This is a genomic window from Aureimonas altamirensis (assembly GCF_001463885.1).
Taxonomy (GTDB): Bacteria; Pseudomonadota; Alphaproteobacteria; order Rhizobiales; family Rhizobiaceae; genus Aureimonas; species Aureimonas altamirensis.
In genome coordinates this window covers 148,060-173,036 of the sequence record NZ_BBWQ01000022.1, presented here as the reverse complement: position 1 = coordinate 173,036, position 24,977 = coordinate 148,060, and the positions used below count along the sequence as shown (strand labels likewise).

Here is a 24,977-nt window from a genome sequence, read left to right as displayed (position 1 = left end):
GGCCTCCGTTTCGGTCAGCCGGCGGCGTCGGCGCGCGCAAGCGCAGCCTGACGCATCTGGCTCAGTGTCTGGCGTGGTGTCAGCGCCTCGACATCGATGACAAGTTCGATAAGGGCGCCGCCCGGCGCCGACGCGGCGCGTTCGAAGGCGGAGGCGAAGTCGCTTGTGTGGCTGACGCGCTCGCCGTGGAAACCGAATGCCTCGGCAAGCTGGACGAAGTCGGGGTTGGCAAGGTCCGTCGCGGAGACGCGGCCGGGAAAGGTCCGCTCCTGGTGCATCCGGATGGTGCCGTAGCTGCCATTGTTGAGAACCAGAACGATGGGCGCGGCGCCGGCCTGGCGCGCGGTAGCGAGTTCCTGGCAGTTCATCTGGATGTCGCCGTCGCCGGCAAAGCAGACCACGGTGCGCGCCGGTGCTTCCAGCTTGGCGGCGATGGCCGCCGGCAGGCCATAGCCCATGGCGCCGCTTTGCGGGGCCAGCAGGCGGGCCCCGGCGTGCAGCGGAAAGTAACGGCCGGGCCAGGTGGCGAAATTGCCCGCTCCGTTGGTCAGGATCACGTCCGGCGGCAGCACGGCACGCAGATGTTCCATCACGCGGCCCATGTCGACGCCGCCGGGCTGCTCGGGGCAGGCGAGCGCGGCCTCGTAGGCGGCGCGGCCTTCCTGCGTCCAGGCCGTCTGCCGCGCACCGCCGCAGCGGGCGTCGGCAAGCGCGGCGAACAGCGTGTTGGGCCCGGACTGCACCGGCATGTCGGCTTGGTAGATCTTGCCGATCTCGGCATCCGAGGCATGGGCGTGGATCAGGTACTGGCGCGGGTTCGGCGCATCGAAGAGGGTGTAATCGCCGGTGGTCATCTCGCCGAAGCGTATCCCGGCGGCCAGGATCACGTCTGCCTCGCGGATCATGCGCGCCACATGCGGCGCCATGGCGATGCCGGCCTCTCCGACGTAATGGGACGCGCCATTGTCGACGAGGTCGTTGAAGCGGAAGGCGGCGGCCACGGGGATGTCGGCTGCACGCGCCAACCGGTCCAGCGCCATGCGCCCATCCGCCGTCCAGCCGCCACCCCCGGCCAGGATCAGCGGCCGGCTTGCGCCTGCCAGCCGGTCGGCGATCGCCTGCGCGCCGACGGGGGATGGGGCGGGCTCCGGCACCAGCACCTTGCGTGCCGGTTCCGCCTCGCTCGTCGCGGCCAGGACATCTTCGGGCAGCGCCACGACCACCGGGCCGGGCCGTCCCGAAAGCGCGGTGGCGAAGGCGCGCGCCACGATTTCGGGTATGCGGTCGACCTGCTCGATCTCGACAGCCCATTTGGCCAGCGAGCCGAAGACCGCGCGGTAATCGACCTCCTGGAATGCCTCGCGACCGCGCACATCCAGCGGGATCTGGCCGACGAACAGGATCATCGGCGTCGAGGCCTGGCGTGCGGCATGGATGCCGATGGCGGCGTTGGTTGCCCCGGGACCGCGGGTGACGAAGGCGATGCCCGGCTGCCCCGTCAACTTGCCATGCGCCTCGGCCATGAAGCTGGCGCCGCCCTCGTTGCGGGCGTTGACGAAGGAAATCTGCGGCTGGCAATCGTAGAGCGCGTCGAGCACGGCAAGATAACTTTCGCCCGGAACGCCGAAAACACGCCGGACGCCTTGCGCCGCAAGACAATCCACCAACAAGCGACCACCCGTTCTTGCCATGCGCCGTGCCTACCCCCTCATGCCCGCTGCACCGGCAGTTTATGCGTCTGCCGGCGTGCCGAGACAAGGTTTGAATTCGCCGCGCGTTGTTCTAAACCGGATGGAGGCCGGCAGCGGGGAGGGAACATGCGCGCCATACTGGAACAGCTCGATGCGCGGCGTGCCCAGGCACGCGCGGGCGGCGGCGAAAGGCGCGTCGCCGCGCAGCACGCCAAGGGCAAGCTGACGGCGCGCGAGCGGCTGGAGATCCTGCTCGACGAGAACTCCTTCGAGGAGTTCGACATGTATGTCACCCACCGCGCCACCGATTTCGGCATGGCGGCGCAGAAGGTGCCGGGCGACGGCGTCGTTACGGGCTGGGGCACGATCAACGGCCGTCTTACCTATGTGTTCGCACAGGATTTCACCGTGCTCGGCGGCTCCCTGTCGGAAACCCACGCGCAGAAGATCTGCAAGATCATGGACATGGCGATGCGCAATGGCGCGCCCGTCATCGGCCTCAACGATTCCGGCGGGGCGCGCATCCAGGAGGGTGTCGCTTCCCTCGCAGGCTATGCGGAGGTGTTCCGCCGCAATGCCGAGGCCTCGGGCGTCGTGCCGCAGCTTTCGCTGGTGATGGGGCCGTGCGCCGGTGGCGCGGTCTACTCCCCGGCGATGACCGACTTCATCTTCATGGTGCGGGATTCGTCCTACATGTTCGTCACCGGGCCGGACGTGGTGAAGACCGTGACCAACGAGACCGTCACCGCCGAAGAGCTGGGCGGCGCTTCCACGCATACCCGCAAATCCTCGGTCGCCGACGCGGCATTCGAAAACGACGTCGAGGCACTGGAGGCAACACGCCGCTTCTTCGACTTCCTGCCGCTGAACAACCGGCAGGCGCCGCCCGAGCGCCCATCGAACGACGATCCGGCCAGGCTGGAGATGCGGCTCGACACGCTGGTTCCCGACAACGCGGCCAAGCCCTACGACATGCGGGAGCTGGTGCTGGCGCTGGCCGACGAGGGCGACTTCTTCGAGTTGCAGGCCGAATTTGCCCGCAACATCCTGATTGGCTTCATCCGGCTCGAGGGACAGAGTGTCGGCGTCGTCGCCAACCAGCCCATGGTGCTGGCCGGATGCCTGGATATCGACGCATCGCGCAAGGCAGCCCGCTTCGTGCGGTTCTGCGACGCGTTCTCCATTCCCATCCTGACACTGGTGGATGTGCCCGGCTTCCTGCCGGGTACCGCGCAGGAACATGGCGGCGTCATCAAGCATGGCGCCAAGCTGCTTTTCGCCTATGCCGAGGCGACCGTGCCCATGGTGACGCTGATTACGCGCAAGGCCTATGGCGGGGCCTACGACGTCATGGCGTCCAAGCATATCGGAGCGGATATCAACTACGCCTGGCCCACGGCCGAAATCGCGGTGATGGGCGCCAAGGGCGCGGCCGAAATCCTGTATCGCTCGGAACTCAAGGATCCGGAAGCCATCGCCCGGCATACGCAGGAATACGAGGAGCGCTTCGCCAATCCCTTCGTCGCAGCCGAACGGGGCTTCGTGGACGAGGTCATCATGCCGCACTCCTCGCGCAGGAGGGTGGCGCGCGCCTTCGCCATGCTGCGCACCAAGAAGCAGGAACAGCCCTGGCGCAAGCACGACAACATCCCGCTCTGAAGGGTTTCAGGCAGGCTGGAGGCGGCGCGCGGCCGGCGCGCGCTGCAAGGTGACGCGCTCGACCAGGCGGCGCTTCAGCGATCTTGGGGCAAGCTGCTCGGCGTCCCGCTCGAAGATCGATCCGGTCAGGCTGCGGTCGTCGCTGAGCGCCAGCGCCACGCCCCAGCGCGCCGCCACGGCCGGGTCGAGCCCGTCCACCAGCCCCATCCGCGTCGCCAACTGGCCGGGCATCCAGTCGTTGATCACGATCTGCGGGAAGCGGTCGCAGACATCGGCGATCAGGGCCCGCGTGAAGATGCGGGCCGCCCCCTTGGAAACGGAATAGGCCGAGCTTCCGGGCAGCGGCGCAAGATCGGCGAATGTCGAGACGTTCAGGATCCGCCCACGGCCGGTCTGCGTCATGTCGGCAAGCGCAATCAGCGCGCAATTCACCATGCCGCCGAGGTTGACGGCCATGCAGTCCATGATGTGCGACGGCGGCTCGCTCAACAGGTCGCCTCGCGGATAGACCGCGGCGTTGTTGATCAGCCGCGTCACCGGCCCGGCGACATCGCGTACATGCGCAAAAGCCGCCCGCGTCGCCGCTTCGTCGGCGACGTCGCAGGCCACGGGCAGGAACAGCTCGGGCCGTGCACACAGGCGCCGCGTTTCCTCCAGCGCATCCGCGGTGCGGGCAAAACCGGCAACGCGCCGGCCCTTGCGGGTGAGTTCGGATGCCATGGCGCGGCCAAGGCCGACACCTGCTCCGGTCAGCACGACGACTTCGGGCGCGACTTCGCTCATCGCATGGATTCCTTGATCGAGTTGGCGACGCGCAGGGCGTTCGCGGCGATGGTGAGGCTTGGATTGACCCCCATCGATGTCGGCATGAAGGAGGCATCCGCAACCCAGAGATTGCGCATCCCGTGGACGCGGCATTCCCGGTCGACGACGCTGTCGGCGGCAGTCCGGCCCATGCGCAGCGTACCGCTGGGGTGGCCGAAATTGGGTTCGGGCTCGTGCGTCAGGAAGATGCTGCGCAGGCCGGGAACGGATTTTCGGATGAGCTGGCGGAAGCTTTGCCGGCGTTCCAGGAGTTCGGGCGCGAAGCCATACTCAATCTGGATGCGGCCCGTCCGATTGGCATCCCGCACCACGCGGTTGCCATGGTAGGGAAGATCTTCCAGAAGGCCCACGAACATCTTGGCCTGGCCAAGGATCGGCGCTACCGCCGCCGCAATCGCGCTGGTGGCCTTGGCCCGCCCCGGCAAACCCCGCAGCACCGACCGGTCACCCATCAGCTTGAGATGGTGGGCGATGGCGCCGTATCCGGCATTGAGGCCCATGGACTGGACCATGCCGTAGCGCACGCCATCGCGAAAATAGAAGTCCCGGAAGCCGACGGATTTGCTGGCTTCCGCGTAAGCCTCGCTACGCTTGGGGAACAGGGCGAAAAGCTCGTTCAGATGGAACATCAGATTGCGGCCGACGAGGTCGTGACGGTTGCCGATGCCATCCGGCCAGACGTCCGAGACGGAGTCGAGCAGGAGCCGGGGAGACGACAGGGCGCCCGCTGCCAGCACGATATGCCGGCCGGACAGCGTGATCGTCCGTCCGTTATGGCGCGCAACGACGCCCTCCACGCCGTCGGTGCCGGCCTTCAGCTCCACCACCTCGCAGCGTTCGAGCACGGTGGCGTTGCCGGTGGCGACGGCAGGCTCCACGCCGGCCGATCGCCCGTCCATCTTGCATGGGCGCGGGCACTTGCGGCCGGCGCAGTTCTGGCAGTTGGTGGGTTCCGCTATGGCGGAATGAAGCTGGTACGGATGCAGGCCACCGGCCTCCATCCGGGTCATGATCGCCTTGTCGCCGGGGGAAGGCGGGGCGGGGCGCGTCACGTTGGGCGCCGGAAAGGCTTCGTCCGGTACAGGGCTGCCCTGCACGCGATACAGGCGTTGCGCCTCGTCGAACCAGGGCAGCATTTCGCGGAACGAGACCGGCCAGCCGCTGGTAGGGTGCGGATGGGCCTCGTCCTCGTCGAGATCGTGCGGCTCGGGGCGCTCCAGCGTCGCGGCGTAGAAGACCGAGGTTCCGCCGACGCCGGCGCCCAGCGGCGCAAAGAAATCGCGCCGCACCCCGGACAAATCGGCCGTGATCTTGTCCGGCCAGAAGCCGCGCAGAAGACGCTGCTCCGGATCGTCCAGGAAGATCGTGTCGAGCGCGGTCTCTTCGCGGCGGTAGCCCGCGGTTCCCTTTTCCAGGAACAGGACGGACAGTCCGGATTCTGCCAGGCTGCGGCCGACAGTGCCGCCTCCGACGCCGGATCCAATCACGATAATGTCCCAGACGTGTGAAACGACGTCGTCGCCCATGGCAGGAAAACCGCCCTCTGCGTAGTTTTGCAAACGAGATATTGAAAATGAAATGATGTATCGCTGCCGCTGTTCTTGCAGCCCGACGCATCGATGAACAGTGATCCTTTCGACGTAAGAGGGAGAGGTGGATGGCACAGACCTGTATCGTGGCAGGGGGCGGCCCGGCCGGGATGATGCTGGGCTATCTGATGGCCCGTGCCGGCGTCCACGTCACCGTGGTGGAGAAGCATCCGGATTTCCTGCGCGATTTCCGGGGCGACACCATCCACCCCTCGACGCTCGAGGTCATGCGCGAACTCGGCCTCATCGACGGGCTCCTGAAGCTGCCGCATACGCGGGCCGAAACCCTGAGCGCCGAAATCGCCGGGGCCACCTTCCGCGTGGCCGATTTCTCGCGCCTGCCGGTAGCCACCCGCTACATCGCCTTCATGCCGCAATGGGATTTCCTGAACTACCTGTCGGGCGAGGCTTCGCGGCTGCCGTGCTTCCGGTTGATGATGGAAACCCAATCGGAAGCGTTGCTGGAAGAGGACGGGCGCGTCGTCGGCATCCGCGTGCGCACGCCTGAGGGCAGCCGCGACCTTCGGGCCGACCTGACGGTGGTGGCCGAAGGTCGCAACTCCACCCTGCGGGGATTGTCGGGCCTGACCTCCCGTGCCTTCGGAGCCCCCAGCGACGTGCTGTGGTTTCGCCTGTCGCACCAGCCGGGCGATCCGGCCGAGACCATGGGCCATGCCGGGCCGCAGCAGGGCCTGGTGATGATCGACCGTGGCGATTACTGGCAATGCGGCTTCGTGGTGCGCAAGGGCAGCTTCGACGCGCACCGGGAAAAGGGCCTGGAAGCCTTCCGAGATGCGGTGCGCCAGCTCTCGCCGCTGCCGCCGGAGCGGCTGGACGAAGTGCGGAGCTGGGACGACGTCCATCTTTTGAGCGTGCGGATCGACCGGCTGGACAGATGGTGGCGGCCTGGCCTCCTGTGCATCGGCGACGCCGCGCATGCGATGTCGCCCATCGGCGGTGTCGGCGTCAATCTCGCCATTCAGGATGCCGTGGCCGCAGCCAATATCCTGTCCGGCCCGCTTCTGGCGGGCATGATGGGTGACCGCGATCTGGCAGCCGTCCAACGGCGGCGCGGCTTTCCGACGCGCGCCACGCAGAAGGTGCAGTTGATGATGCAAGGCGCGGCGGCACGGCGCCGCGCATCGGGAGATAAGGCCGGGCCCCTGGGCTTCCTGAAAAAGATCGCCCGTTGGCCGGCGCTGGCGCATGTCACGGGCCGGCTGATCGGCATGGGCTTCAGGCCCGAGCATGTGGCGCCGCAGATTCTGGCCGGTGTCAGGCCGACGGCCGATCGTCCATAAAGGGGGGCAGCTCCGCCTCGATGTCGGCGCGCATCGGCTCGAACGACTCGGGCAGCATCAGGCGGGTGCCGAGGCTGTCGGGCGCTTCGTCGACACCGAAGCCGGGAGCGTCGGTCGCGATCTCGAACAGGACGTGACCCGGCTCGCGGAAATAGACCGAGCGGAAATATTTGCGCTCCTTCTGCTCCGTCGTCTGCAGCCCGAACTCGGTGGAAAGCCGCTTCACCATCGCGGCCTGCTCTTCGTCGTCGCGGGCGCGGAAGGCGATATGATGCACCGTCCCGCCGCCCGGCCGGGGCTTCAGGAAGCCGCCCACGGCCCTGATGTCGATGGTGCCGCCCTTCGGGTTTCCGGGCAAAGCGTAGCGTGTGGTCGTATCCTCGGTCGCGCCGCGCTCATAGCCGAACACCTCCGTCAGGATATCGGCAGTGGGCTGGGCTTCCTCCAGAAGCAGGCTCACGCCGTGCAGGCCCCTGATCGCGTGCTCGGCGTCGATCGGGCCGGCCGTATAAGCGGGCTCCGCTTCCACGCCCGGCACGCTGACAAGGGCAAGCCGCGTTCCATGCACGTCGCGGAAGGGCAAGGCCGATTGGCCGAACCGCTTCTCGATGCTTTCGTGCACGACGCCTTTTTCCAGAAAGCGGTGCAGCCAGAAGCCGAGAGCGCCTTCCGGCACGCGGAAGACGGTTTCCTGGGTTTCGCCCACACCCAGTCGGCCGGGGGCGACATGTTCCCAGGGGAAGAAGGTGATGAGGCTGCCGGGCGTGCCGGCCTCGTCGCCGTAGTAGAGATGGTAGGAAGACGGGTCATCGAAATTCACCGTCTGCTTCACCATGCGCAGCCCGAGGATGTCGGTGTAGAAGTGATGGTTCTGGCGCGCCTGGCCGGCGATGATCGAGACATGGTGAAGGGGGCTTCCGGTCATTTCTACTCCGTCCGGTGTCATTGCAGCCAACCTATAGTATTTCACACGGGGCGAAGGTAAACCGCCGGGCCGACGGAGCGACCATGTCGACACGCAATCTCGATGCGCTGTTTCAGCCGCGCGCCATTGCCCTGATCGGCGCCAGCAACCGGTTTCGCTCCGTTGGCGAGGTGCTGGCGCGCAACCTGTTCGGCGCGGGATTCCAGGGGCCGGTCATGCCGGTCAATCCGCACGAGGCGGCGATTCGCTCGACGGTGGCCTATCCCGACGTGCGGTCGCTGCCCGCCGCGCCCGACCTTGCCGTCATCGCAACGCCGGCGCCGGGCGTGCCGGAGCTGATCGGCCAGCTTGGCGAAGCCGGATGCCGGGCCGCCGTGGTGATCTCGTCCGGCTTCGAGGACGAAGCCTTGCGCGCCGATCTGCTGGAAGCGGCGCGGCCGCACACCCTGCGCATCGTGGGGCCCAATTGCATCGGCTTCATTTCGCCGCGCGCCGGCATCAACGCCAGCTTCGCCCATCTCAAGCCCCGCAACGGCGATATCGCCTTCGTAAGCCAGTCGGGCGCCATCGCGACGGCGGTGCTGGACTGGGCGGATGTGCGCGGCATCGGCTTCTCGCATGTCGTGTCGGTGGGCGACATGTGCGACGTGGACCTGGGCGATCTGCTCGACTATCTGGCGGTCGACGGCCGCACGAAGTCGATCCTGCTTTTCGTGGAAACCGTAACCGAGGCCCGCAAGTTCATGTCGGCGGCGCGGCTGGCGGCGCGCACCAAGCCCATCGTCGTCATCAAGGCCGGACGCGCGCGTGGCGGGGTTGCCGCCGCGACGCATATGGAAGATCTCGCCGACGCGGAGGACGTCTTTGCCGCGGCCTGTCGGCGGGCCGGCATGCTGCAGGTGGCGACGCTTCGCGAGCTGTTCGAGGCGGTGGGCACCCTGGCATCCGGCATACGCCCGCGCGGCGACCGGCTGGCCATCCTGACCAATGGCGGCGGCGCGGCCATCCTGGCCGCCGACGCGGTGGAGCGCCATGGCGGGCGGCTGGCGGAGCTGTCCGATGCCACACGGGCGCGCCTGTCGGGCGTGCTGCCGAAAAACTGGCGGCAGGGCGATCCCGTCGACATGCTGCGCGAAGCCGACGACGCGCGCTATGCCGACGCGCTGTCCGCCCTGCTCGACGATGACGGGCAGGATGCCGTCCTTGTGATGAACTGCCCCACCGCCATCGCCGACGGGGTGGAGGCCGCCCGCGCCACGATCCGGACGCTGGATGCAACCCGCAACCGGCCCGTGGTCACATGCTGGCTGGGCGAGCGCGCCGCACGCGATTCGCGCCGGCTCTTCGCGGAACGGGGCGTGCCGACCTACGATACGCCGGACGAGGCGGTGCGCGCCTTCATGCAGCTCGTCAATTATCGGCACAACCAGGACATGCTGATGGAAACGCCGCCCGCTCTGGTGGCCGAGCGGGTGGACAGGGAAGCGGCCGCTGCGGTGATCGCAGGCGCGCTCGGCGCCGGACGGCCCGTCCTCAGCGCGCCGGAAGCCTTCGCCTTCCTGTCGGCCTACGGCATACCCACGGCGGCAACCGGCACCGCGCCCGACCCGGAGATGGCGGCGGCGATCGCCGCCCGGATCGGCTTTCCGGTGGTGCTCAAGATCCTGTCGGACGATATCGTGCACAAATCCGATGTGGGGGGCGTGCGGCTGGAGCTGGACAGCGCCGAGGCGGTGCGCGATGCGGCCCTGCATATGCTGAAGCGCGTTGCCGAGTTTCGCCCCGACGCGCGGATCGATGGGTTCTCCGTACAGAAGATGATCCGCCGTCATGGCGCGCACGAGGTGATCGTCGGCTTCGGCCTCGATGCCGTCTTCGGGCCTGTGCTGGTGATCGGGCAGGGTGGTACGGCGGCGGAGGTGATCCGCGACCGGGCCATCGGCCTGCCGCCGCTCAACATGCTCCTGGCGCGCGAGATGATCGGCCGCACGCGCATCGCACGGCTGATGGGCGGCGAGGTGGGGCAGCTTGCAGCGACACTGGTGAAGCTGTCGCAGATGCTGGTGGACCACCCGGAGCTGGTGGAGCTGGATATCAACCCCCTTCTGGCGGACGGCAACGGCATCGTGGCGCTGGATGCGCGCGTCGCGGTGCGCGCCGCCTCGGGCGCGGGGTCGGCGCGCTTCGCCATCCTGCCCTATCCGCAGGAGCTGGAGGAAACGGTGACATTGCGCGGTGGACGCGCGTTCTGGCTTGCGCCGATCCGCCCGGAAGACGAAAACGCGCTCATCGACATGCTGTCGCGCAGCGCGCCCGAGGATATCAGGCTGCGCTTCTTCGCCCCGATCCGAAATATCGGGCATGCCTTTGCAGCGCGCCTGACGCAGATCGACTACAGCCGCGAGATGGCCTTCGTGGCCCGCGCGGCCGGCGACCCCGACGGCGATATCCTCGGCGCGGCCCGCATCGTGACCGACGCGGAGGGCATCGAGGGAGAGTTCGGTATCATGGTGCGCTCCGACCAGAAGGGCAAAGGCCTCGGCTATGCGCTGATGCAGAAGATCCTGTCCTATGCCCGGGCGCGGGGCATGCGCCGCGTCTTCGCCGAGGTGCTGGCCGAAAACACCTCCATGCTGGCGCTGGCGCAGGAATTGGGGTTCGTCCGCCAGGCTCCGGGCGAAGATATGACGATTCGGCATGTCGAACTGGAGCTCGATCGGCCATAGTCGGTTGCGGCGGCAATTGAATCCGCCTATGGGCGTCGGCCCTCAATCGACCATCATCGCAGGACATTGTCCCGCGCATTCCGAATCCCTTATCCGGCACCGTTCCAATGGCCCGTTCGCGCAAGTTCCTTATCAGCCTCGTCGTCTGCGCCCTCGTGGCGGGCGCTGCCTATGTCGTCATCGACGGGCAGGAACCCGCCGCGGGCGGGACGGCCACGGAGGCGGCCGAGCGTCCATTGGAGCTTTCGCCGGTCGAGGTGGCGCGGGTGGAAAGCCAGACCATCGCTGCCGATCTGCGGATCACCGGCACGCTCCGTCCGGCCCGCCGCACCATCATCGCGGCGCAGGTGTCCGGCACGATCGAGGATGTCGCGGTGAAGATCGGGCAGTCGGTGGAGCAGGACGACGTGTTGCTGCAATTCGACTTCGTTCCATTGGAGAGCACGCTGGCGGCGCGCCGTGCCTCGCGCGATGCGATGCAGGCGCAGCTTCGGCAGGCGCAGGCGGTTCTGGCGCGCAGCGCCCGGCTTGGGCTGAGCGGCATTTCGTCGGAGGCGGCGCGTCTGGAGGCAGAGGCCAACGTGGCCAATCTGGAGGCCCAGCTACGCGGGCTCGACGCGGAAGTGGCGGATGCGGAGCGCAACCTGTCGGACGGCACGGTGCGCGCGCCCTTTGCCGGCGTCATTTCCGAGCGCCGGATCGAGCCGGGGCAGACCGTGGCCATCAATACCGAGCTTCTTTCCATGGTCGACCTCGATATCATCGAAGTGGAAGCCGGCGTGCCGGCGGGCAGTGTCGCCGAAGTGCGTCCCGGGCAGATCGCCCGCCTGTCCATCAACGGCCTTCCCGCCCGCACCTTCGATGCGCGCGTCGTGCGCATCGCGCCGACCGCCGCGGAAGGCTCGCGCACGGTGCGCGTCTATCTGGAACTACCGAACGAGGATGGGCTTCTGCGGGGCGGCATGTTCGCCACGGGCACCCTCGACACGGGCAGCCGCAGCAATGTCATCGCCCTGCCGGATACCGCGCTGCGGCGCGACGAAGCCGGCGAGTTCGTGCTGAAGGCCGTCGATGGCAGGCTGGTGCGGCAGGCCGTGACGGTGGATCCCGTGCCGCCCCGGCAGGGTCTTCTGGCCTTCACGGAGGGCCTGACGCCCGGCGATACGGTGGTGGTCGCGCCGTTGCCGGCGCTGAAGGCCGACACCGCCATCGAAATCGGGGCCTGACACCGCATGTTCCTGACCCGCGTCAGCGTCGGCCATCCCGTCTTCGCAACCATGATGATGCTGGCCATCCTGGTGGTCGGCCTGTTCTCGTTCAACCGGCTCGGGGTCGACCTCTTCCCGGAGGTCGACCTGCCGGTCGTGGTGGTGGTGACCGCCTATGAGGGCGCCTCGCCCGAAACGGTGGAAAGCGAGGTCACCCGCCGCATCGAGACCGAAGTCAACACGATCGGCGGTATCGATACGATCACCTCCGACAGCTACGAGGGGCGCTCCGTCGTCGTCATCCAGTTCGACCTCGATGTCGACTCGCGCGCGGCGGCGCAGGAGGTGCGCGACCGGGTGGCACGGCTGGACGCCGTCTTCCCGGACGAGGTCGATACCCCGCAGGTAACGCGCTTCAACCCCGACGACCAGCCGATCCTGTCGGTCGCGGTCTTCTCGGACAGCCGCAGCCTGCCGGAAATGACGACGCTGGCCGACAAGGTGATCGTCAACCGCCTCAGCGTGCTGCCCGGCGTCGGGCAGGTGACCATCGTCGGCGGCAGCCCGCGCCAGGTTCTCGTTCTGATGGACCCCGAGCGGCTGGAGGCCTACGGCATCTCCGTATCGACCGTCATGACGGCGATACGCCGCGAAAACCAGGACCGGGCCGCCGGCACGCTGATCTCGGGGATCGGGCAGCGCATCGTGACGGTAGAGGGCCGGCTTGCCGATGTCGGCGATTTTCCGCAGATCATCGTTGCGCAGGACAATGGCTACCCGATCTATCTGTCCGATGTGGCCGAGGTGGTGGACGGTGGCGCAGAGCTGACCAGCGCCGCCAGCTACAACGGCGTCCGGGCGCTGGGTGTGGATGTGGTGAAGGTGCAGGGGGCCAACACGGTGGCCGTGGCCAAGGCCCTTCGCGCCGAAGTCGACGTCCTGGCGCGTGAGCTTTCGCCCGAGGGCCTGACGCTGACGGTCAGCCGCGACAATTCGCGGCCCATCGCGCTGCAGGCGGCGGAGGTGCAGCGCACCCTCATCGAGGGCGGCGTGCTGACGGTGCTGATCGTCTTCCTGTTCCTGAATTCCTGGCGATCCACCGTCATCACCGGCCTGACGCTGCCGATCTCCGTCATCGGCACGTTCGCCGTCATGTATTTCCTGGGTTTCACGCTCAATACGATGACGTTGATGGCCCTTTCGCTGTCCATCGGCATCCTGATCGACGACGCCATCGTGGTGCGGGAAAATATCACCCGGCACCTGAACATGGGCAAGAGCCACAAGCAGGCGGCGCTGGACGGCACCAACGAGATCGGCCTTGCCGTCATAGCGACGACGCTGTGCATCGTCGCCGTGTTCCTTCCCGTCGCCTTCATGGGCGGCATCATCGGCCGCTTCTTCCTGCAGTTCGGCGTCACCGTCTCGGTTGCGGTCCTCATCTCGCTGTTCGTCGCCTTCACGCTCGATCCGATGCTGTCGAGCGTCTGGTACGATCCGGCGACGGCGCCCAATGCGAAGCGCGGCCTGCTGGGCCGCCTGGTGGCGCGTTTCGACCGTGCCTTCGAAAGACTGGCGGTGCGCTACAAGTCGGTCATCCACTGGAGTTTCCGCCACCGCTATCTGACGGTGTTTACCGCATTCGCCATCTTCGTCGGCAGCCTCATGCTGGTGCCGCGGATCGGCGGCGAGTTCCTGCCGCCGAGCGACAATGGTGAATTCTCGGTCTATGTGGAGGGCCCGCAGGGTGCTTCGCTGGACTATATGGGCGTCAAGGTGCGGCAGGTGGAGGCCGCGCTGCGCGAGTTCCCCGAGGTGCAGAGCTTCTATTCCACCATCAACGCGGGCGGTGCGCGCGGCGTCAACGCCGCCAACGTGGCGGTGCAACTGGTGCCGGCGCGCGAGCGATCCATCTCCACCAGCGCCATAGCGGAACCCATCCGCGCCCGCCTGTCCTCCGTTGCGGGCCTGGAGGTTTCGGTGAACCAGAGTTCGATGGGCGACGGGGGCGGCGGCGCCGCTTCCAAACCGCTTCAGGTTTCCGTTCTGGGCGACGGGCCGGAAGAGCTCCGGCGCATTTCCGACGAGATCAAGACGCGGCTGGAGGCGATACCGGGCGCGGTGGAGGTGGAATCCTCCATCGACAACGAAAGGCCAACCTATGCCATCCGGGTGCGGCGCGAGGCGGCCAGCGATCTTGGCGTCTCCATCGACGCCGTGGGTGATACGCTGCGGCCGCTGATCGCGGGCGACGCCATATCGGTCTGGAACGCGCCGGACGGCGAAAGCTACGACGTCGTGGTGCGCCTGCCGCGCGAAGGCCGGGCGGTTGCCGACCAGTTGCGCAACCTGTCGCTGACAACCGGGCGCACCGGCGACGATGGCCGGCCGACGACCGTTCTCCTGTCGCAGGTCGCCGATGTCATCGAAAGCGTCGCGCCGGAATCGGTCACTCGCAAGGACCTCTCGCGGGAGATCCGCATCTCGTCCAACGTGCAGGGCAGGGCGCTGGGCGACGTCACCGCCGATCTGACGCGCGAGATCGCGTCCGTGGACGTGCCGGCCGGATATCGCATCGTCTTCGGCGGCGAGGCGGAGGACATGGCCGAAAGCATGGGCTATGCGGTGGAGGCGCTGTCGCTGGCGGTGATCTTCATCTACCTGATCCTGGCTTCCCAGTTCGGCTCCTTCATCCAGCCGCTCGCCATCATGATGACGCTGCCGCTGTCGCTTATCGGCGTGCTGGTCGGACTGCTGGTCACGGGCTCGACGCTCAACATCTTCTCGATCATCGGCTTCATCATGCTGATGGGCCTTGTGACCAAGAACGCGATCCTGCTGGTGGATTACTCCAACCAGGGGCGGGCACGCGGCTTGTCGCTGCGCGACAGCCTTGCGGAAGCGGGCGCGGTTCGTCTGCGCCCCATCGTCATGACGACGCTGGCGATGATCTTCGGCATGTTGCCGCTGGCGCTGGGCCTCGGCGAAGGCGGAGAGCAGCGTGCGCCGATGGCCCATGCGGTGATCGGCGGGCTGATCTCGTCCACGGTGCTGACGCTCATCTTCGTGCCGGTCATCCTGACTTTCCTGGATGGCCTGGCGCGCCGTGTCTCGAAACGTCTGCCGAAGGCGCCGGACGAGCGGCACGCCGCAGGGTGATAGCGCAGCAGGGTGCGCTATCGTTGCTTCAAGGCGAGACTTTCCGCGTCAAGGAGAGCGCGCTTGCGCTCGACCCCCCAGCGATAGCCGGAGATGTCGCCATTGCCACGGACCACACGGTGGCAGGGTATCGCCACCGCGATGCCGTTGCCGGCACAGGCGCGCGCGACGGCCCGTGCCGCTCCGGGGCGGCCGATCCGCTCTGCGAGCCCGGAATAGCTGACCGTCTCGCCCGCCGGAATCCGCATCAGGGCCTGCCAGACCCGTTCCTGGAAGGCCGTGCCCCTGATATCCAGGGGCAGGGCCTCATTTGTCGTGCCCGGCGCGTCCACAAGGGCAACGACACGCGTGACGAGATCGGCGAAGGCCGCGTCTGCGGGGGCCAGTTCGGCGCCAGGAAAGCGCGCGGCAAGCCGCTGGAGCATCAGGGGCTCTTCTCCGAACTCGATCATGCAGATGCCGCGCGCCGTCGCCGCCACCAGCAGCGGGCCCAGGCCGGAGGCTACCATGGCATGGACGATGCGCTCGCCCTTGGCGCCCTGACGGAAGCTTTGCGGCGTCATGCCCAGCGCATCGCCGTCATCATAGGCGCGTGAGCTGGCGCCATAGCCGGCCGCGTAGATGGCATCCGTCACCGATGCGGCGCCGGCAAGCCCGTCGCGCAGCCGCAGCTTGCGGCGCGCCTTGGCGTATTGCTTCGGCGTCAGCCCGATACGCTCCTTGAACAGGCGTTGGAAATGGTAGGGGCTGTAGCCGGCCGCCGTGGACAATTGCGCCAGGGTCGGCTCGGTCTCCGCGGCCTCGATATGCTGGCAGGCCGCGGCGACCATCTCGTCCAGGGCGGCGTCCGGCCGGGCTTCATCGGGGCGGCAGCGAAGGCAGGCCCGGAAACCGGCCGCCTCGGCGGCCACCGCGTCCGGGTGGAAGGATACATTCTCGCGCCGCTTCGGGCGCGAGGCGCAGGACGGGCGGCAATAGACGCCGGTCGTGCGGACGGCATAGACGAAGCGCCCGTCGAAACCTGCGTCCCGCATCGTCACGGCCTGCCAGAATGGATCGTCGTCGCGTGACAACATGGCGGTCTCCTTGCGGGGCAGGATAGCCCCTTCAACGTTCGACTGCCATGAGAATGCCGGGCCGGCCTCCATCCCGCATCCCGGTTCTTGCGGTCTTATCCACGTTCGTCGGAGATCACCTTGCCGTCCTGCGGCAGCGTGCCGGGCGCAACGATGGTGACGGCACCTTTAAGCTTCGTCACATCGGCCAGCGTTTCGCGCAAGGCGGCGTCGATGCCGGCATCCGCGCTTTCGGCAAGCAGCCGCATGTCGTCCCGCTCGTCGGTCCGGGTCACCACCAGGCGCAGCCGCTTCAGGCCGGGGTGTCGCCGGCCGATCTCGGCGATCTGCTCCGGCCGCACGAACATGCCGCGCACCTTGGTCGCCTGGTCGGCACGCCCCATCCAGCCACGGATGCGCCGGTTGGTCCGGCCGTCCGGCACCGGCTCCGTCATGAAGGCGGACAGGTCGCCGGTGGCGAAGCGAAACAACGGATAGTCGGCATTCAGCCGCGTAACCACCAGCTCGCCCACCTCTCCGTCCGGCAACGGCTCTCCGGTGCCGGGCGCGACGATCTCGACGATCACCTCCTCGCCGACGACCATGCCGTGTTCGGGCGCACCCGTCTCATACGCCACGATGCCAAGGTCCGCCGTGCCGAATGCCTGGCGCACCGTCAGCCCATGGCCTTCCAGCGTGGCGCGCAGCGATGGCGGCAAAGCCGCGCCGGACACCAGGGCCCGCGTCAGGAAGCCGATGTCCCTTGCCGTTTCCGCGGCCTTGTCGATCAGGATTTTCAAAAAGTCCGGCGTGCCGCAATAGGCCGTCGGGCGAAAGCGCATCATGGCGTCCAGCTGACCTTCGGTGCCGCCGGTGCCTGCCGGTATGACGGCGCAGCCCAGGGCATGGGCGCCGCTTTCGAACAGTGTGCCGGCGGGTGTCAGATGGTACGAGAACGCGTTGTGGACGATGTCTCCGGGCGTCAGCCCCAGCGCATGGAAGGCCCGTGCCGCGCCCCACCAATCGGGCCCGGAACCTTCGGGATCGGCAATCGGGCCCGGCGACAGATACAGCCGGGCCAGACGTCCGGGCATCGACAGGGTGAGCCCGCCGAATGGCGGATCGGCCTGTTGCAGCGCCGGCAGGTCGGACTTGCGCAGCAAGGGCAGGCGCGCAAGGTCGGGCGGCGCGGCGATGCCGTCCAGATCGATGCCGGCCAGCCGTTGCTGCCAGCCCGGCGCCTCTGCCATGGCGCGCGACAGCAGCGCGCGCAGATGCAGGAACTGCTCCGCCTGCCGGATTTCCGGCCGGCGCCGTTCCAGATCGGGGTCGAAACGCCACATCAGCCCACCCTCATGCCAGCCAGCGCTTGCGGCGCCGGTAATGCTTGACGTTATGATAATCCACCTTGCCATGCCCGCCGAGGTAGAATTCCTGCACATCCGGGTTGGAGCGCAGCGCATCGGCGCTGCCGTCCATCACCACATGGCCGTTTTCGATCAGGTAGGCGTGGTCGACGATTTCCAGCGCGGCGGCGGCATTCTGCTCCACCAGAAGCACCGACAACCCTTCCTCGCGGTTGATCTCGCGGATCATGGCGAAAATTTCCGATACCAGAAGCGGCGACAGGCCAAGGCTCGGCTCGTCGAGCATCAGAAGCTTCGGGCTGGTCATCAGCGCACGGCCGATGGCCAGCATCTGCTGCTCGCCGCCCGAAAGATAGCCCGCCTTCGAGCGGGCGCGCTCCTTCAGGCGCGGGAAATAGGCGTAGACACGTTCCCGCAGCTCGTCGAGCCGCGCGCGGGACCCCGTCAGCGGATAGGCCGCAACGAGGTTCTCATCGGGTGTCAGGTGCCCGAAGATGCGCCGCCCTTCCAGAACGTGCACCAGCCCCGCCTCGACCCGCGCCGGCGGGCCTAGCGCCAGCAGGTTGCGGTCGGCGAAGCGGATTTCGCCGCGCGTCACGGCACCGCGTTCCGGCCCAAGCAGGCCGGAAATCGCTTTCAACGTGGTGGATTTGCCGGCGCCGTTGGCGCCGAGAAGGGCGATCATGCCGCCCTCCTCGATGCTCATCGATACGCCCTTTATGGCCAGGAAAACCTTGTCGTAGACCACTTCGACGTTGGAGAGCGTCAGCAGCGCCATCGTTCAGCGCCCTTCGCGGAAGCCCGCCGCCCCTTCGTCGATCTCCTTCTGGACGATGTCCGGATAGGCATTGCCCCATTCGCCCACGGGCTCGAAGGCGGTTCCGTTCCACTGGGACACGCGGCCCATGCCGCCGCCCTGATGGTCCTTTGCGGTGATGGTGATCGGGGGCATCAGGCCTTCGGCATCGAAGCCGGAGATTTTCTGGAACCCGTCTTTCAGCCGCTCGCCCGTCAGCGGCCCATCGCCTTCGGCCAGGGCCAGGCGCGCCGCCTCGACCGCCACCGCCATGGTGGCCACGCCAAGGTTGTAATAGGACGAGCCGACCTTGGACGCATCGCCCGCACCCTTGCCGGTATCGACGACCTTTTCCTTGATGCGCTGCAGGATCGGCGTATCCATGCCGGGTGCGACCGCCTCGAAGCGCTTGACGCCCACCATCGTGTCCGCTCCGACGGTGTTGGCATCCGTTTCGGCAAGCCAGACGACAGACATGATGTTTTCGGGCGGGATGCCGTTGCGAACCGCCTCGCGTACCGACACGGCCTGTCCGCCGCCGGCGCCCCAGATGATGGCGTAGTCGGGCCGGTAGCGGCGCACCTCCGTCCAGGTGGACGTCTGCTCGTTGCCGGGGCTTGCATAGGCGAAGGTGCGAAGCTCGAAATTCTTGTCCGCAGCAAGGTCCTGGAGCACGGGTATCGGCTCGCGGCCGAAGGGCGAGTCGATGTGCACGAGGGCGATCTTCTTGCCATCGAGGCCGCCATTGTCCTCGATCCATTTCGCCAGGATCGCGGCCTGCGACCAGTAGGTGGCCATGACCGGGAAGACGTAGGGGAAGGTCTCGCCGTCAGAGGCATCGCCGCGCCCGTGCACCGGCGTGATCATCACCACCTTGTCCTGCAACGCGGATGGGACGATGGCCCGGGAAACCGGCGTCGACAGGAAGTCGAACAGGATCGCCCCTTCGTCGCGCGCCCGGTTGTAGGCTTCGATGCCGCGCTGCGGCTGGTTGCCCGTATCGCGGACGATGGCCTCGAAGGTGGTGCCGTCGATGCCGCCCTCCTCGTTGACGAGGGTCAGGTAGTCGCGCTGGCCCTGGTTGTACTCTCCGGTCACGAACGTATAGACCGCCGTGAAATCCTGGAGCAGGCCGAATTTGACCGGCTCCTGTGCGGCGGCGGGGCCGGCCAGGAGCGCGATGGCGGCAAGCCCTGCCGACAGAAGCTTCCTCATGGACATGATTGCGGTTCCTCCCAGATGCCGGCTTTTTTGCCGGTCGGCTAGTTTTTCGCGTGGCGGAATGGCCAGACGAGCAAGGTGTTGCGGATGTTGTCGTAGATCTTGGCAAGGCCCAGCGGCTCGAAGACGAGGAAGCCGACGATGAGCGCGCCGTAGACCATCAGGGGCAGGTGGGCGAGCAGGTTGGCCGATACCTGCAGCCAGCCGGCTGCCGACAGCTCTGCCGCGATGTTGGTGAGGATGATGGGCAGCAGCAGCACGAAGCCGGCGCCGAAGAACGCCCCGATGACGCTGCCGAGACCGCCCACCAGCACCATCGCCACGAGCTGGATGGAGATGTTGAAGCTGAACTGCTCGGGCGTGACGGCCCGGTAGTAGCAGAAGGCCAGGATGGCGCCGGAAACGCCGCCCAGGAAGGACGAGGTAAAGAAAGCGCCGAGCTTGGTGCGGAACGGGTCGACGCCGATGACGGCGGCCGCGAAGTCCTTTTCGCGGATGGCGACGAGGGCGCGCCCGAAGGCGCTGCGCTGCACGTTGAGCAGAAACAGCGTTACCACCACGGTCCAGGCGAGCGCGGCGTAGTAGCGCGAGAACGGCCCGTCCAGGGGGATAAAAAACAAGCTGACCGATGGTGTCTGCAGCGTCGCCTGCGCGCCGCCCGAAATCACCGGCACGTTGATGATCACCCAGTCCACCAGATACTGCATGGCCAGTGTCGCCATGACGAGGTACAGCCCCTTCACCCGCAGCGCGGCGGCGCCGAAGATGCAGCCGATGACCGCCGAGACGAGGCCCGCACCGATCAACGCCAGCTCGAAGGGCAGGCCCGCCCGCGTCAGGTGGATGGAGGTATAGGCGCCGATGGCCATGACGGCGGCGAAGCCGAAATGGAGCTGCCCGGCAAACCCCATCAGAAGCGTTAGCGAAAGGCTGGCCGCGCTCCAGATCAGCCAGGGCAGCACATAGGAGCCGAGGTGAAGGCTGGACAGGAAGAAGGGCGCCGCCAGCGCCACGGCCAGGATAAGCAGCACCTGCCAGCGATCCGCCGGAACCGGCCAAAGCCGCATGGCCGATTTGTAGCTTGTGTGGTGGACGCCCGCGAGACGGTAGAACATGAACTCAGATCCTCTCGATGTTCTCGCGGCCGAAGATGCCGTAAGGCCGGATCATGATGGTGAGGAGGATGACGAGCGATGTGACGACATCGCGCGTGCCGCCGCCGACCATGCTGTCGAGATAGCCCGGTATGACCGAGCCGAGGATGCCGACCACGAGCCCGCCCACGAGGACACCCCAGATGGAGTCCACTCCGCCCAGGATAACCACGGCGACCGCCGGAAACAGCAATGCCGAAAGGGTCCAGTCAATGCTCTGGACCGAGCCCCACAGCACGCCGGCGGCCACGGCCGACACGCCGGCAAGCCCCCACGAGATGCCGATGGCCCTTTCCACGGAGATGCCCACCGCCCAGGACGAGACATGGTCGTCCGAGACGGCGCGCAGCTTGGTGCCGAGGCGGGTGCGGAAGAACAGCAGCGAGGCCGCCACCATGACCAGCGCCACCACGCCGCCGATGAGATAGGCGCGGTTGATGAACACGTCGCCGATGATGACGGGTGCAAGGCCGATCCCGATATCCAGCGATTTCGGGCCGGCGCCGAGAAGGCCGGGCCCGAAGCCGCGCAGGAAGATTTCGAGCCCCAGCGTCAGCATGACGACCATGATGATCGGCTGGCCCACCATGCGCCGCAGAAGCAGGCGTTCCACGGCAAGGCCGAGCGCGAACATGATGACGGCCGCCAGGGCGATCGCGGCAAACAGAGGCAGGCCCGCCCCGACCAGCAGCCAGACGGCATAGGCGGCCGTCATGACGATGGCGCCCTGCGCAAGGTTGGGCACGCCAGCCGATTTGTAGATGAGCACGATGCCGAGCGCGACGAGGCTGTACATCAGACCCGTCAGCGCGCCGTTGACCAGCAGTTCGATGAAATACTCCATCAGGCGCTCTCCCGCTTGTCCACGCCAACCAGCGCGAGCCGACGGCTGAGCGTGCCTTCCGCGCCCGTTTCATAGGTCACGCGCGCCTCGTAGAGGATTTCGTCGCCGTCTTCGTAGAGCGCGGCGATGATGGGGGCATAATGCGCGTCGATGACGTTGCGCCGCAGCTTGCGCGTGCGCGTCACCTCGCCATCGTCGGGGTCGAATTCCTTGTGCAGGTTCACGAAGCGGCGGATGGCGAGGTTTTCCGGAAGGCGCTTGTTGACCGCGGCGATGACGCCGCGCACCAGCCTCGCGATTTCCGGCTTTTGCGACAGGTCGGCATAGGAAGTGTAGGCGATGCCGTGTTCCTGCGCGTAATGGCCGGCGGCGTCGAAATCGATGCTGACCATCGCCGACAGATAGGGCCGCCCCTCGCCGATGATGCAGGCATCCTTTATATACTGCGAGAACTTCATCCGGTTCTCGATATAGGTCGGGATGTACCGCTCTCCGTCGGCGGTATGGACGACTTCCGATACGCGCCCCAGGACGACGAGCTGGCCGTCGGGCTCCACATGCCCCGCGTCGCCGGTATGCAGCCAGCCGTCGCGGATGGCCTCGGCGCTGGCCGTCTCGTTCTGGTGGTAGCCGTCGAACACGTTTTTGCCGCGCATCAGGATTTCGCCGTCATCGGCAATGCGGATCTCCACGCCGGGAAAGGGGCGGCCGACCGTGTGCAGCTTGAGGTCGCCCGGCGACTGGGCGACGGCAAGCGCGCAATTCTCGGTCTGGCCATAGAACTGGCGCAGGTTGAGGCCCAGCGCGCGGAAGAACAGGAACACGTCCTCGCCGATGGCCTCGCCGGCCGTGTAGGGGCGCTTGACGCGCGACAGTCCGAGCTGGTCCAGCAGCGGGGCGAATACAAGGATGCGCCCCAGCCACCAGTGCAGGCGGGCTCCGATGCCGGGCTGCCTGCCGTCGAGCCGCTTGCGCTCGGTGGCGACGGCGAAGCCGGTGAAATGATCGAACAGAGCGCGCTTCAGCTTCGTGGATTCCTGCATGCCGACCTGGATGCGCGTCAGCATCGCCGACCAGGCGCGCGGCGACGAAAAGTAGATCGTCGGCGCAATCTCGCGCAGGTCGTGCAGGGCGGTCTCCTGCTTTTCGGGTATGGCGACCTTGAAGCGCAGCGCCAGCGCCGCCCCGATGGAGAAGATGAAATCGCCCACCCAGGCCATCGGCAGATAGGCCATGTGCACTTCGCCCTCGCCGAAATAGCCGGCATTGGCCGCGTTGCGCACGCCGCTGAGAACATGGGAATGGCGAAGCGGCACGCCCTTCGGCACGCCCGTCGTGCCGGACGAGTGAAGCAGGACCGCGATATCGCCCGCCTGCGGGCGGGCCACCAGGGCGGCGCGCAGGCCGGGCTCTTCGCCGAGCCGGCGCGCCCCTTGCTCCACCAGTGTCGCCAGCGCAACGACACCGGCCGGTTCGTTACCCTTCAAGCCGCGCGGATCGTCGTAGGCGATCAGCGTCATGGCAGGGTTGGCCTGTCGCACCTGCATCAGCTTGTCGACCTGCTCCTGGTCTTCCGCGACGGCGATCGTGATGCCCTCGCGCGCCACCTGGCCGGACAGCTCGTCGGCATTCACGTCGGAATAGGCGGGTGAGGGGATGGCGCGCAGGGCGATCAGCGCCAGCATGGCCGCATACAGGGCACGGCGATTGTCACCGATGACCAGCACGATGTCGCCTGCCTTGACGCCCGCCGCCTCGAAGCCTGCGGCCAGCGACAGCACATGGTCGCAATAGGCGCTCCACGTCCATTCCTGCCATATGCCCCTGTCGCGCTCCATCAGCGCGATGTCGCCTCCATGGCGTTCGGCATTCCGGGCGAGAAGGGCGATGAGGTGATCGGACTCGTCGGTCTCAAGCGGCATCGCGTAAGCCCCCGATATAGGCGGCCACCACGGCCGGGTCGCTCATCGCTTCCCGCGACGGACCCTCGGCGATCTTGGTGCCGTTGTTCAGCACCGCGACGCGGTCGCAGATGGCGGTGACGACGTCCAGATGATGCTCGATCAGAAGGACGGTCAGCCCCAGCTCGTCCCGCGCATCGAGGATGAAGCGGACCATGTATTCCTTTTCTTCCTGGTTCATGCCGGCCATCGGCTCGTCCAGCACAAGGAAACGCGGCTCCGCCGCCAGCGCGCGCGCAAGCTCAACCCGCTTCTGCAAACCGAGCGGAATCGTATCCACATGCTCGTCGCGCACGCTCTCGAGTTGCAACAGGTCGATGATATCTTCCACCTTGCGGCGGTTGGCGATCTCGGCCGGCTGCGCCGCGAACGGATAGAACAGCGCCGAAAGGGCGCTCGGCCGCATGAAGATGTGCCGGCCCATCAGAATATTGTCGACGACGCTCATGCCCCGGAACAGCGCCACGTTCTGGAAGGTGCGGGCGATGCCGGCCCGCGCGATCCGGTGCGGACGCATTCCGGTGATCTCCCGGCCGGACAGGCGGATGGCGCCCTTCTGGGGCGGGTAGAAGCCGGTGACGGCGTTGACGAGAGTGGTCTTGCCGGACCCGTTCGGCCCGACGAGACCGAAGATCTCGCCGGGTGCGATAGACAGGGTCACCTCGCGCAGGGCATGCAGGCCGCCGAACCAGCGGCTGACACCCTCGCAGTCCAGTGCGGCGACTGGGCCATTGCCGTTGCTCAATCCATCCCTCCCGTTTCGCCCGGCCGTGGCATCGTCTTCGCGCGCCTTCGGCCATCCGTTTCCCGATACGTCTAGCCTGCCCGCAGACGCGCCTCCGCGCTGTCGTCGGCGATGCCCGCGGCGGTGGATCGGCATTCCAGCCCGTCAAGCAGCAGGTTCAGATGCATGTGCACGATGGCGTCCTGCGTCAGCCGCCCATCCGGGCGATACCAGTTGCAGACGCCTGTCAGCATGGCGATGAGCGCATAGGCGGTGACGCGCGCATCCTCCACGCGCAACGTCCCGTCGGCTTCGCCCGCCTGCAGTATCTCCACCAGATGCGCTTCGTAGCGGCGGCGCAGCGCAATGACGGTCCCGCGATGCGCGGGCTCCAGGCTGCGCAATTCCGAGTTGATGACGAACACTTCCACCCGCCGCGTCAGATGATAGCGCAGGTGGAAGTCGGCAAAGGCCAGAAGGCGGTCGCGGCCGCTTTCGGCGCGATGCGCCTCCAGCACCGGCTGCAGACCGTCGATCAGGTCCTTCATGTGGCCGAGCAGGAGTTCGACCAGAAGGGCCTGCTTGGTGGAGATATGATTGTAGATGGACGAGAGGCCGATGCCGACCTGCTGCGCCAGATCGCGCATGGAGACGGCCGCATAGCCCTTCTCATAGATCAGGGCGAGGCCGGCGCGCCGTATGGCGTCGGCCGTATGCTCTCCCTGTCCGATGGTGCGCTTGCGCAGGCTGCTGACCACGATGACGTCTCCGA

Annotated in this window: 18 protein-coding genes; 5 read left to right on the top strand and 13 right to left on the bottom strand. The window is 67.1% G+C overall.

Annotation, left to right across the window (positions count from 1 at the left end; all coding sequences use genetic code 11):
• Positions 1–14: 14 nt before the first annotated feature.
• The gene (locus AUL31_RS17395; protein ID WP_060609434.1) at positions 15–1,691 is read right to left on the bottom strand and encodes a thiamine pyrophosphate-dependent enzyme; all 1,677 of its coding nucleotides are present in this window, start codon (positions 1,689–1,691) and stop codon (positions 15–17) included.
• 126 nt (positions 1,692–1,817) lie between these two features.
• Here AUL31_RS17395 and AUL31_RS17390 point away from each other — a divergent pair, with 126 nt between their 5' ends.
• Positions 1,818–3,350 (top strand): acyl-CoA carboxylase subunit beta, encoded by a 1,533-nt coding sequence (locus AUL31_RS17390; protein ID WP_060609431.1) that lies wholly within the window; start codon positions 1,818–1,820, stop codon positions 3,348–3,350.
• Between the two features lie 6 nt (positions 3,351–3,356).
• Here the strand turns inward: AUL31_RS17390 and AUL31_RS17385 are convergent, their stop codons facing one another.
• Positions 3,357–4,133: an SDR family NAD(P)-dependent oxidoreductase gene (locus AUL31_RS17385; protein ID WP_060609428.1), complete on the bottom strand. Its 777-nt coding sequence runs from the start codon at positions 4,131–4,133 to the stop codon at positions 3,357–3,359.
• Positions 4,130–5,701 (bottom strand): GMC oxidoreductase, encoded by a 1,572-nt coding sequence (locus AUL31_RS17380; RefSeq protein ID WP_060609425.1) that lies wholly within the window; start codon positions 5,699–5,701, stop codon positions 4,130–4,132. Before AUL31_RS17380 ends, AUL31_RS17385 begins: the two co-directional genes overlap by 4 nt.
• Positions 5,702–5,832: 131 nt before the next feature.
• Here AUL31_RS17380 and AUL31_RS17375 point away from each other — a divergent pair, with 131 nt between their 5' ends.
• Positions 5,833–7,065, top strand: a complete 1,233-nt coding sequence (locus AUL31_RS17375) for an FAD-dependent oxidoreductase (RefSeq protein ID WP_060609422.1) — start codon at positions 5,833–5,835, stop codon at positions 7,063–7,065.
• On the opposite strand, the gene AUL31_RS17370 is transcribed toward AUL31_RS17375, so the two are convergent.
• Complete coding sequence (locus AUL31_RS17370) at positions 7,040–7,990, bottom strand: ring-cleaving dioxygenase (RefSeq protein ID WP_060609419.1); 951 nt, start codon at positions 7,988–7,990, stop codon at positions 7,040–7,042. The genes AUL31_RS17375 and AUL31_RS17370 overlap by 26 nt on opposite strands.
• 83 nt (positions 7,991–8,073) lie before the next feature.
• Here AUL31_RS17370 and AUL31_RS17365 point away from each other — a divergent pair, with 83 nt between their 5' ends.
• The 3 genes from AUL31_RS17365 to AUL31_RS17355 all read left to right on the top strand — a co-directional run bounded on the left by AUL31_RS17365 (position 8,074) and on the right by AUL31_RS17355 (position 15,083).
• Positions 8,074–10,716, top strand: a complete 2,643-nt coding sequence (locus tag AUL31_RS17365) for a bifunctional acetate--CoA ligase family protein/GNAT family N-acetyltransferase (protein ID WP_060609416.1) — start codon at positions 8,074–8,076, stop codon at positions 10,714–10,716.
• A gap of 107 nt (positions 10,717–10,823) precedes the next feature.
• Positions 10,824–11,942: an efflux RND transporter periplasmic adaptor subunit gene (locus tag AUL31_RS17360; RefSeq protein WP_060609412.1), complete on the top strand. Its 1,119-nt coding sequence runs from the start codon at positions 10,824–10,826 to the stop codon at positions 11,940–11,942.
• Positions 11,943–11,948: 6 nt separating this feature from the next.
• Positions 11,949–15,083: an efflux RND transporter permease subunit gene (locus tag AUL31_RS17355; RefSeq protein ID WP_060609409.1), complete on the top strand. Its 3,135-nt coding sequence runs from the start codon at positions 11,949–11,951 to the stop codon at positions 15,081–15,083.
• A 17-nt stretch (positions 15,084–15,100) separates the two neighbouring features.
• Here the strand turns inward: AUL31_RS17355 and ada are convergent, their stop codons facing one another.
• The 9 genes from ada to AUL31_RS17310 all read right to left on the bottom strand — a co-directional run bounded on the left by ada (position 15,101) and on the right by AUL31_RS17310 (position 24,963).
• Complete coding sequence (gene ada, locus AUL31_RS17350; protein WP_060609517.1) at positions 15,101–16,159, bottom strand: bifunctional DNA-binding transcriptional regulator/O6-methylguanine-DNA methyltransferase Ada; 1,059 nt, start codon at positions 16,157–16,159, stop codon at positions 15,101–15,103.
• A 95-nt stretch (positions 16,160–16,254) separates the two neighbouring features.
• A complete protein-coding gene (locus tag AUL31_RS17345) occupies positions 16,255–17,481 on the bottom strand; it encodes a phenylacetate--CoA ligase family protein (protein ID WP_060609405.1) in 1,227 nt (408 codons plus the stop codon).
• Between the two features lie 10 nt (positions 17,482–17,491).
• A complete protein-coding gene (locus tag AUL31_RS17340; protein WP_060609403.1) occupies positions 17,492–18,283 on the bottom strand; it encodes an ABC transporter ATP-binding protein in 792 nt (263 codons plus the stop codon).
• 3 nt (positions 18,284–18,286) lie between these two features.
• Positions 18,287–19,522 carry an ABC transporter substrate-binding protein gene (locus tag AUL31_RS17335; RefSeq protein WP_200801691.1) on the bottom strand — a complete coding sequence of 412 codons (1,236 nt, stop codon included), beginning with the start codon at positions 19,520–19,522 and terminating at the stop codon, positions 18,287–18,289.
• 41 nt (positions 19,523–19,563) lie between these two features.
• Positions 19,564–20,637: a branched-chain amino acid ABC transporter permease gene (locus tag AUL31_RS17330; RefSeq protein ID WP_060609399.1), complete on the bottom strand. Its 1,074-nt coding sequence runs from the start codon at positions 20,635–20,637 to the stop codon at positions 19,564–19,566.
• 4 nt (positions 20,638–20,641) lie between these two features.
• Complete coding sequence (locus AUL31_RS17325; protein WP_060609395.1) at positions 20,642–21,520, bottom strand: branched-chain amino acid ABC transporter permease; 879 nt, start codon at positions 21,518–21,520, stop codon at positions 20,642–20,644.
• Positions 21,520–23,442, bottom strand: coding sequence for an AMP-dependent synthetase/ligase (locus AUL31_RS17320; protein ID WP_060609392.1), 1,923 nt, complete (start codon positions 23,440–23,442; stop codon positions 21,520–21,522). Before AUL31_RS17320 ends, AUL31_RS17325 begins: the two co-directional genes overlap by 1 nt.
• Positions 23,432–24,226 (bottom strand): ABC transporter ATP-binding protein, encoded by a 795-nt coding sequence (locus AUL31_RS17315; RefSeq protein WP_060609389.1) that lies wholly within the window; start codon positions 24,224–24,226, stop codon positions 23,432–23,434. The genes AUL31_RS17320 and AUL31_RS17315 overlap by 11 nt, the downstream gene beginning before the upstream one ends.
• A gap of 71 nt (positions 24,227–24,297) precedes the next feature.
• Entirely contained in the window at positions 24,298–24,963 is a 666-nt protein-coding gene (locus tag AUL31_RS17310) for a TetR/AcrR family transcriptional regulator (RefSeq protein ID WP_244489449.1), read from the bottom strand.
• Positions 24,964–24,977 lie beyond the last annotated feature (14 nt).

What these genes read in the sequence shown, in the direction of transcription:
- AUL31_RS17380 (WP_060609425.1), bottom strand. Translation starts at nt 5,701, where the DNA reads ATGGGCGACGACGTCGTTTCACACGTCTGGGACATTATCGTGATTGGA.
- AUL31_RS17370 (WP_060609419.1), bottom strand. Translation starts at nt 7,990, where the DNA reads ATGACCGGAAGCCCCCTTCACCATGTCTCGATCATCGCCGGCCAGGCG.
- AUL31_RS17325 (WP_060609395.1), bottom strand. Translation starts at nt 21,520, where the DNA reads ATGGAGTATTTCATCGAACTGCTGGTCAACGGCGCGCTGACGGGTCTG.
- AUL31_RS17365 (WP_060609416.1), top strand. Translation starts at nt 8,074, where the DNA reads ATGTCGACACGCAATCTCGATGCGCTGTTTCAGCCGCGCGCCATTGCC.
- AUL31_RS17330 (WP_060609399.1), bottom strand. Translation starts at nt 20,637, where the DNA reads ATGTTCTACCGTCTCGCGGGCGTCCACCACACAAGCTACAAATCGGCC.
- AUL31_RS17345 (WP_060609405.1), bottom strand. Translation starts at nt 17,481, where the DNA reads ATGTGGCGTTTCGACCCCGATCTGGAACGGCGCCGGCCGGAAATCCGG.
- AUL31_RS17320 (WP_060609392.1), bottom strand. Translation starts at nt 23,442, where the DNA reads ATGCCGCTTGAGACCGACGAGTCCGATCACCTCATCGCCCTTCTCGCC.
- AUL31_RS17395 (WP_060609434.1), bottom strand. Translation starts at nt 1,691, where the DNA reads ATGGCAAGAACGGGTGGTCGCTTGTTGGTGGATTGTCTTGCGGCGCAA.
- AUL31_RS17355 (WP_060609409.1), top strand. Translation starts at nt 11,949, where the DNA reads ATGTTCCTGACCCGCGTCAGCGTCGGCCATCCCGTCTTCGCAACCATG.
- AUL31_RS17340 (WP_060609403.1), bottom strand. Translation starts at nt 18,283, where the DNA reads ATGGCGCTGCTGACGCTCTCCAACGTCGAAGTGGTCTACGACAAGGTT.
- AUL31_RS17335 (WP_200801691.1), bottom strand. Translation starts at nt 19,522, where the DNA reads ATGTCCATGAGGAAGCTTCTGTCGGCAGGGCTTGCCGCCATCGCGCTC.
- AUL31_RS17360 (WP_060609412.1), top strand. Translation starts at nt 10,824, where the DNA reads ATGGCCCGTTCGCGCAAGTTCCTTATCAGCCTCGTCGTCTGCGCCCTC.
- AUL31_RS17390 (WP_060609431.1), top strand. Translation starts at nt 1,818, where the DNA reads ATGCGCGCCATACTGGAACAGCTCGATGCGCGGCGTGCCCAGGCACGC.
- ada (WP_060609517.1), bottom strand. Translation starts at nt 16,159, where the DNA reads ATGTTGTCACGCGACGACGATCCATTCTGGCAGGCCGTGACGATGCGG.
- AUL31_RS17375 (WP_060609422.1), top strand. Translation starts at nt 5,833, where the DNA reads ATGGCACAGACCTGTATCGTGGCAGGGGGCGGCCCGGCCGGGATGATG.
- AUL31_RS17385 (WP_060609428.1), bottom strand. Translation starts at nt 4,133, where the DNA reads ATGAGCGAAGTCGCGCCCGAAGTCGTCGTGCTGACCGGAGCAGGTGTC.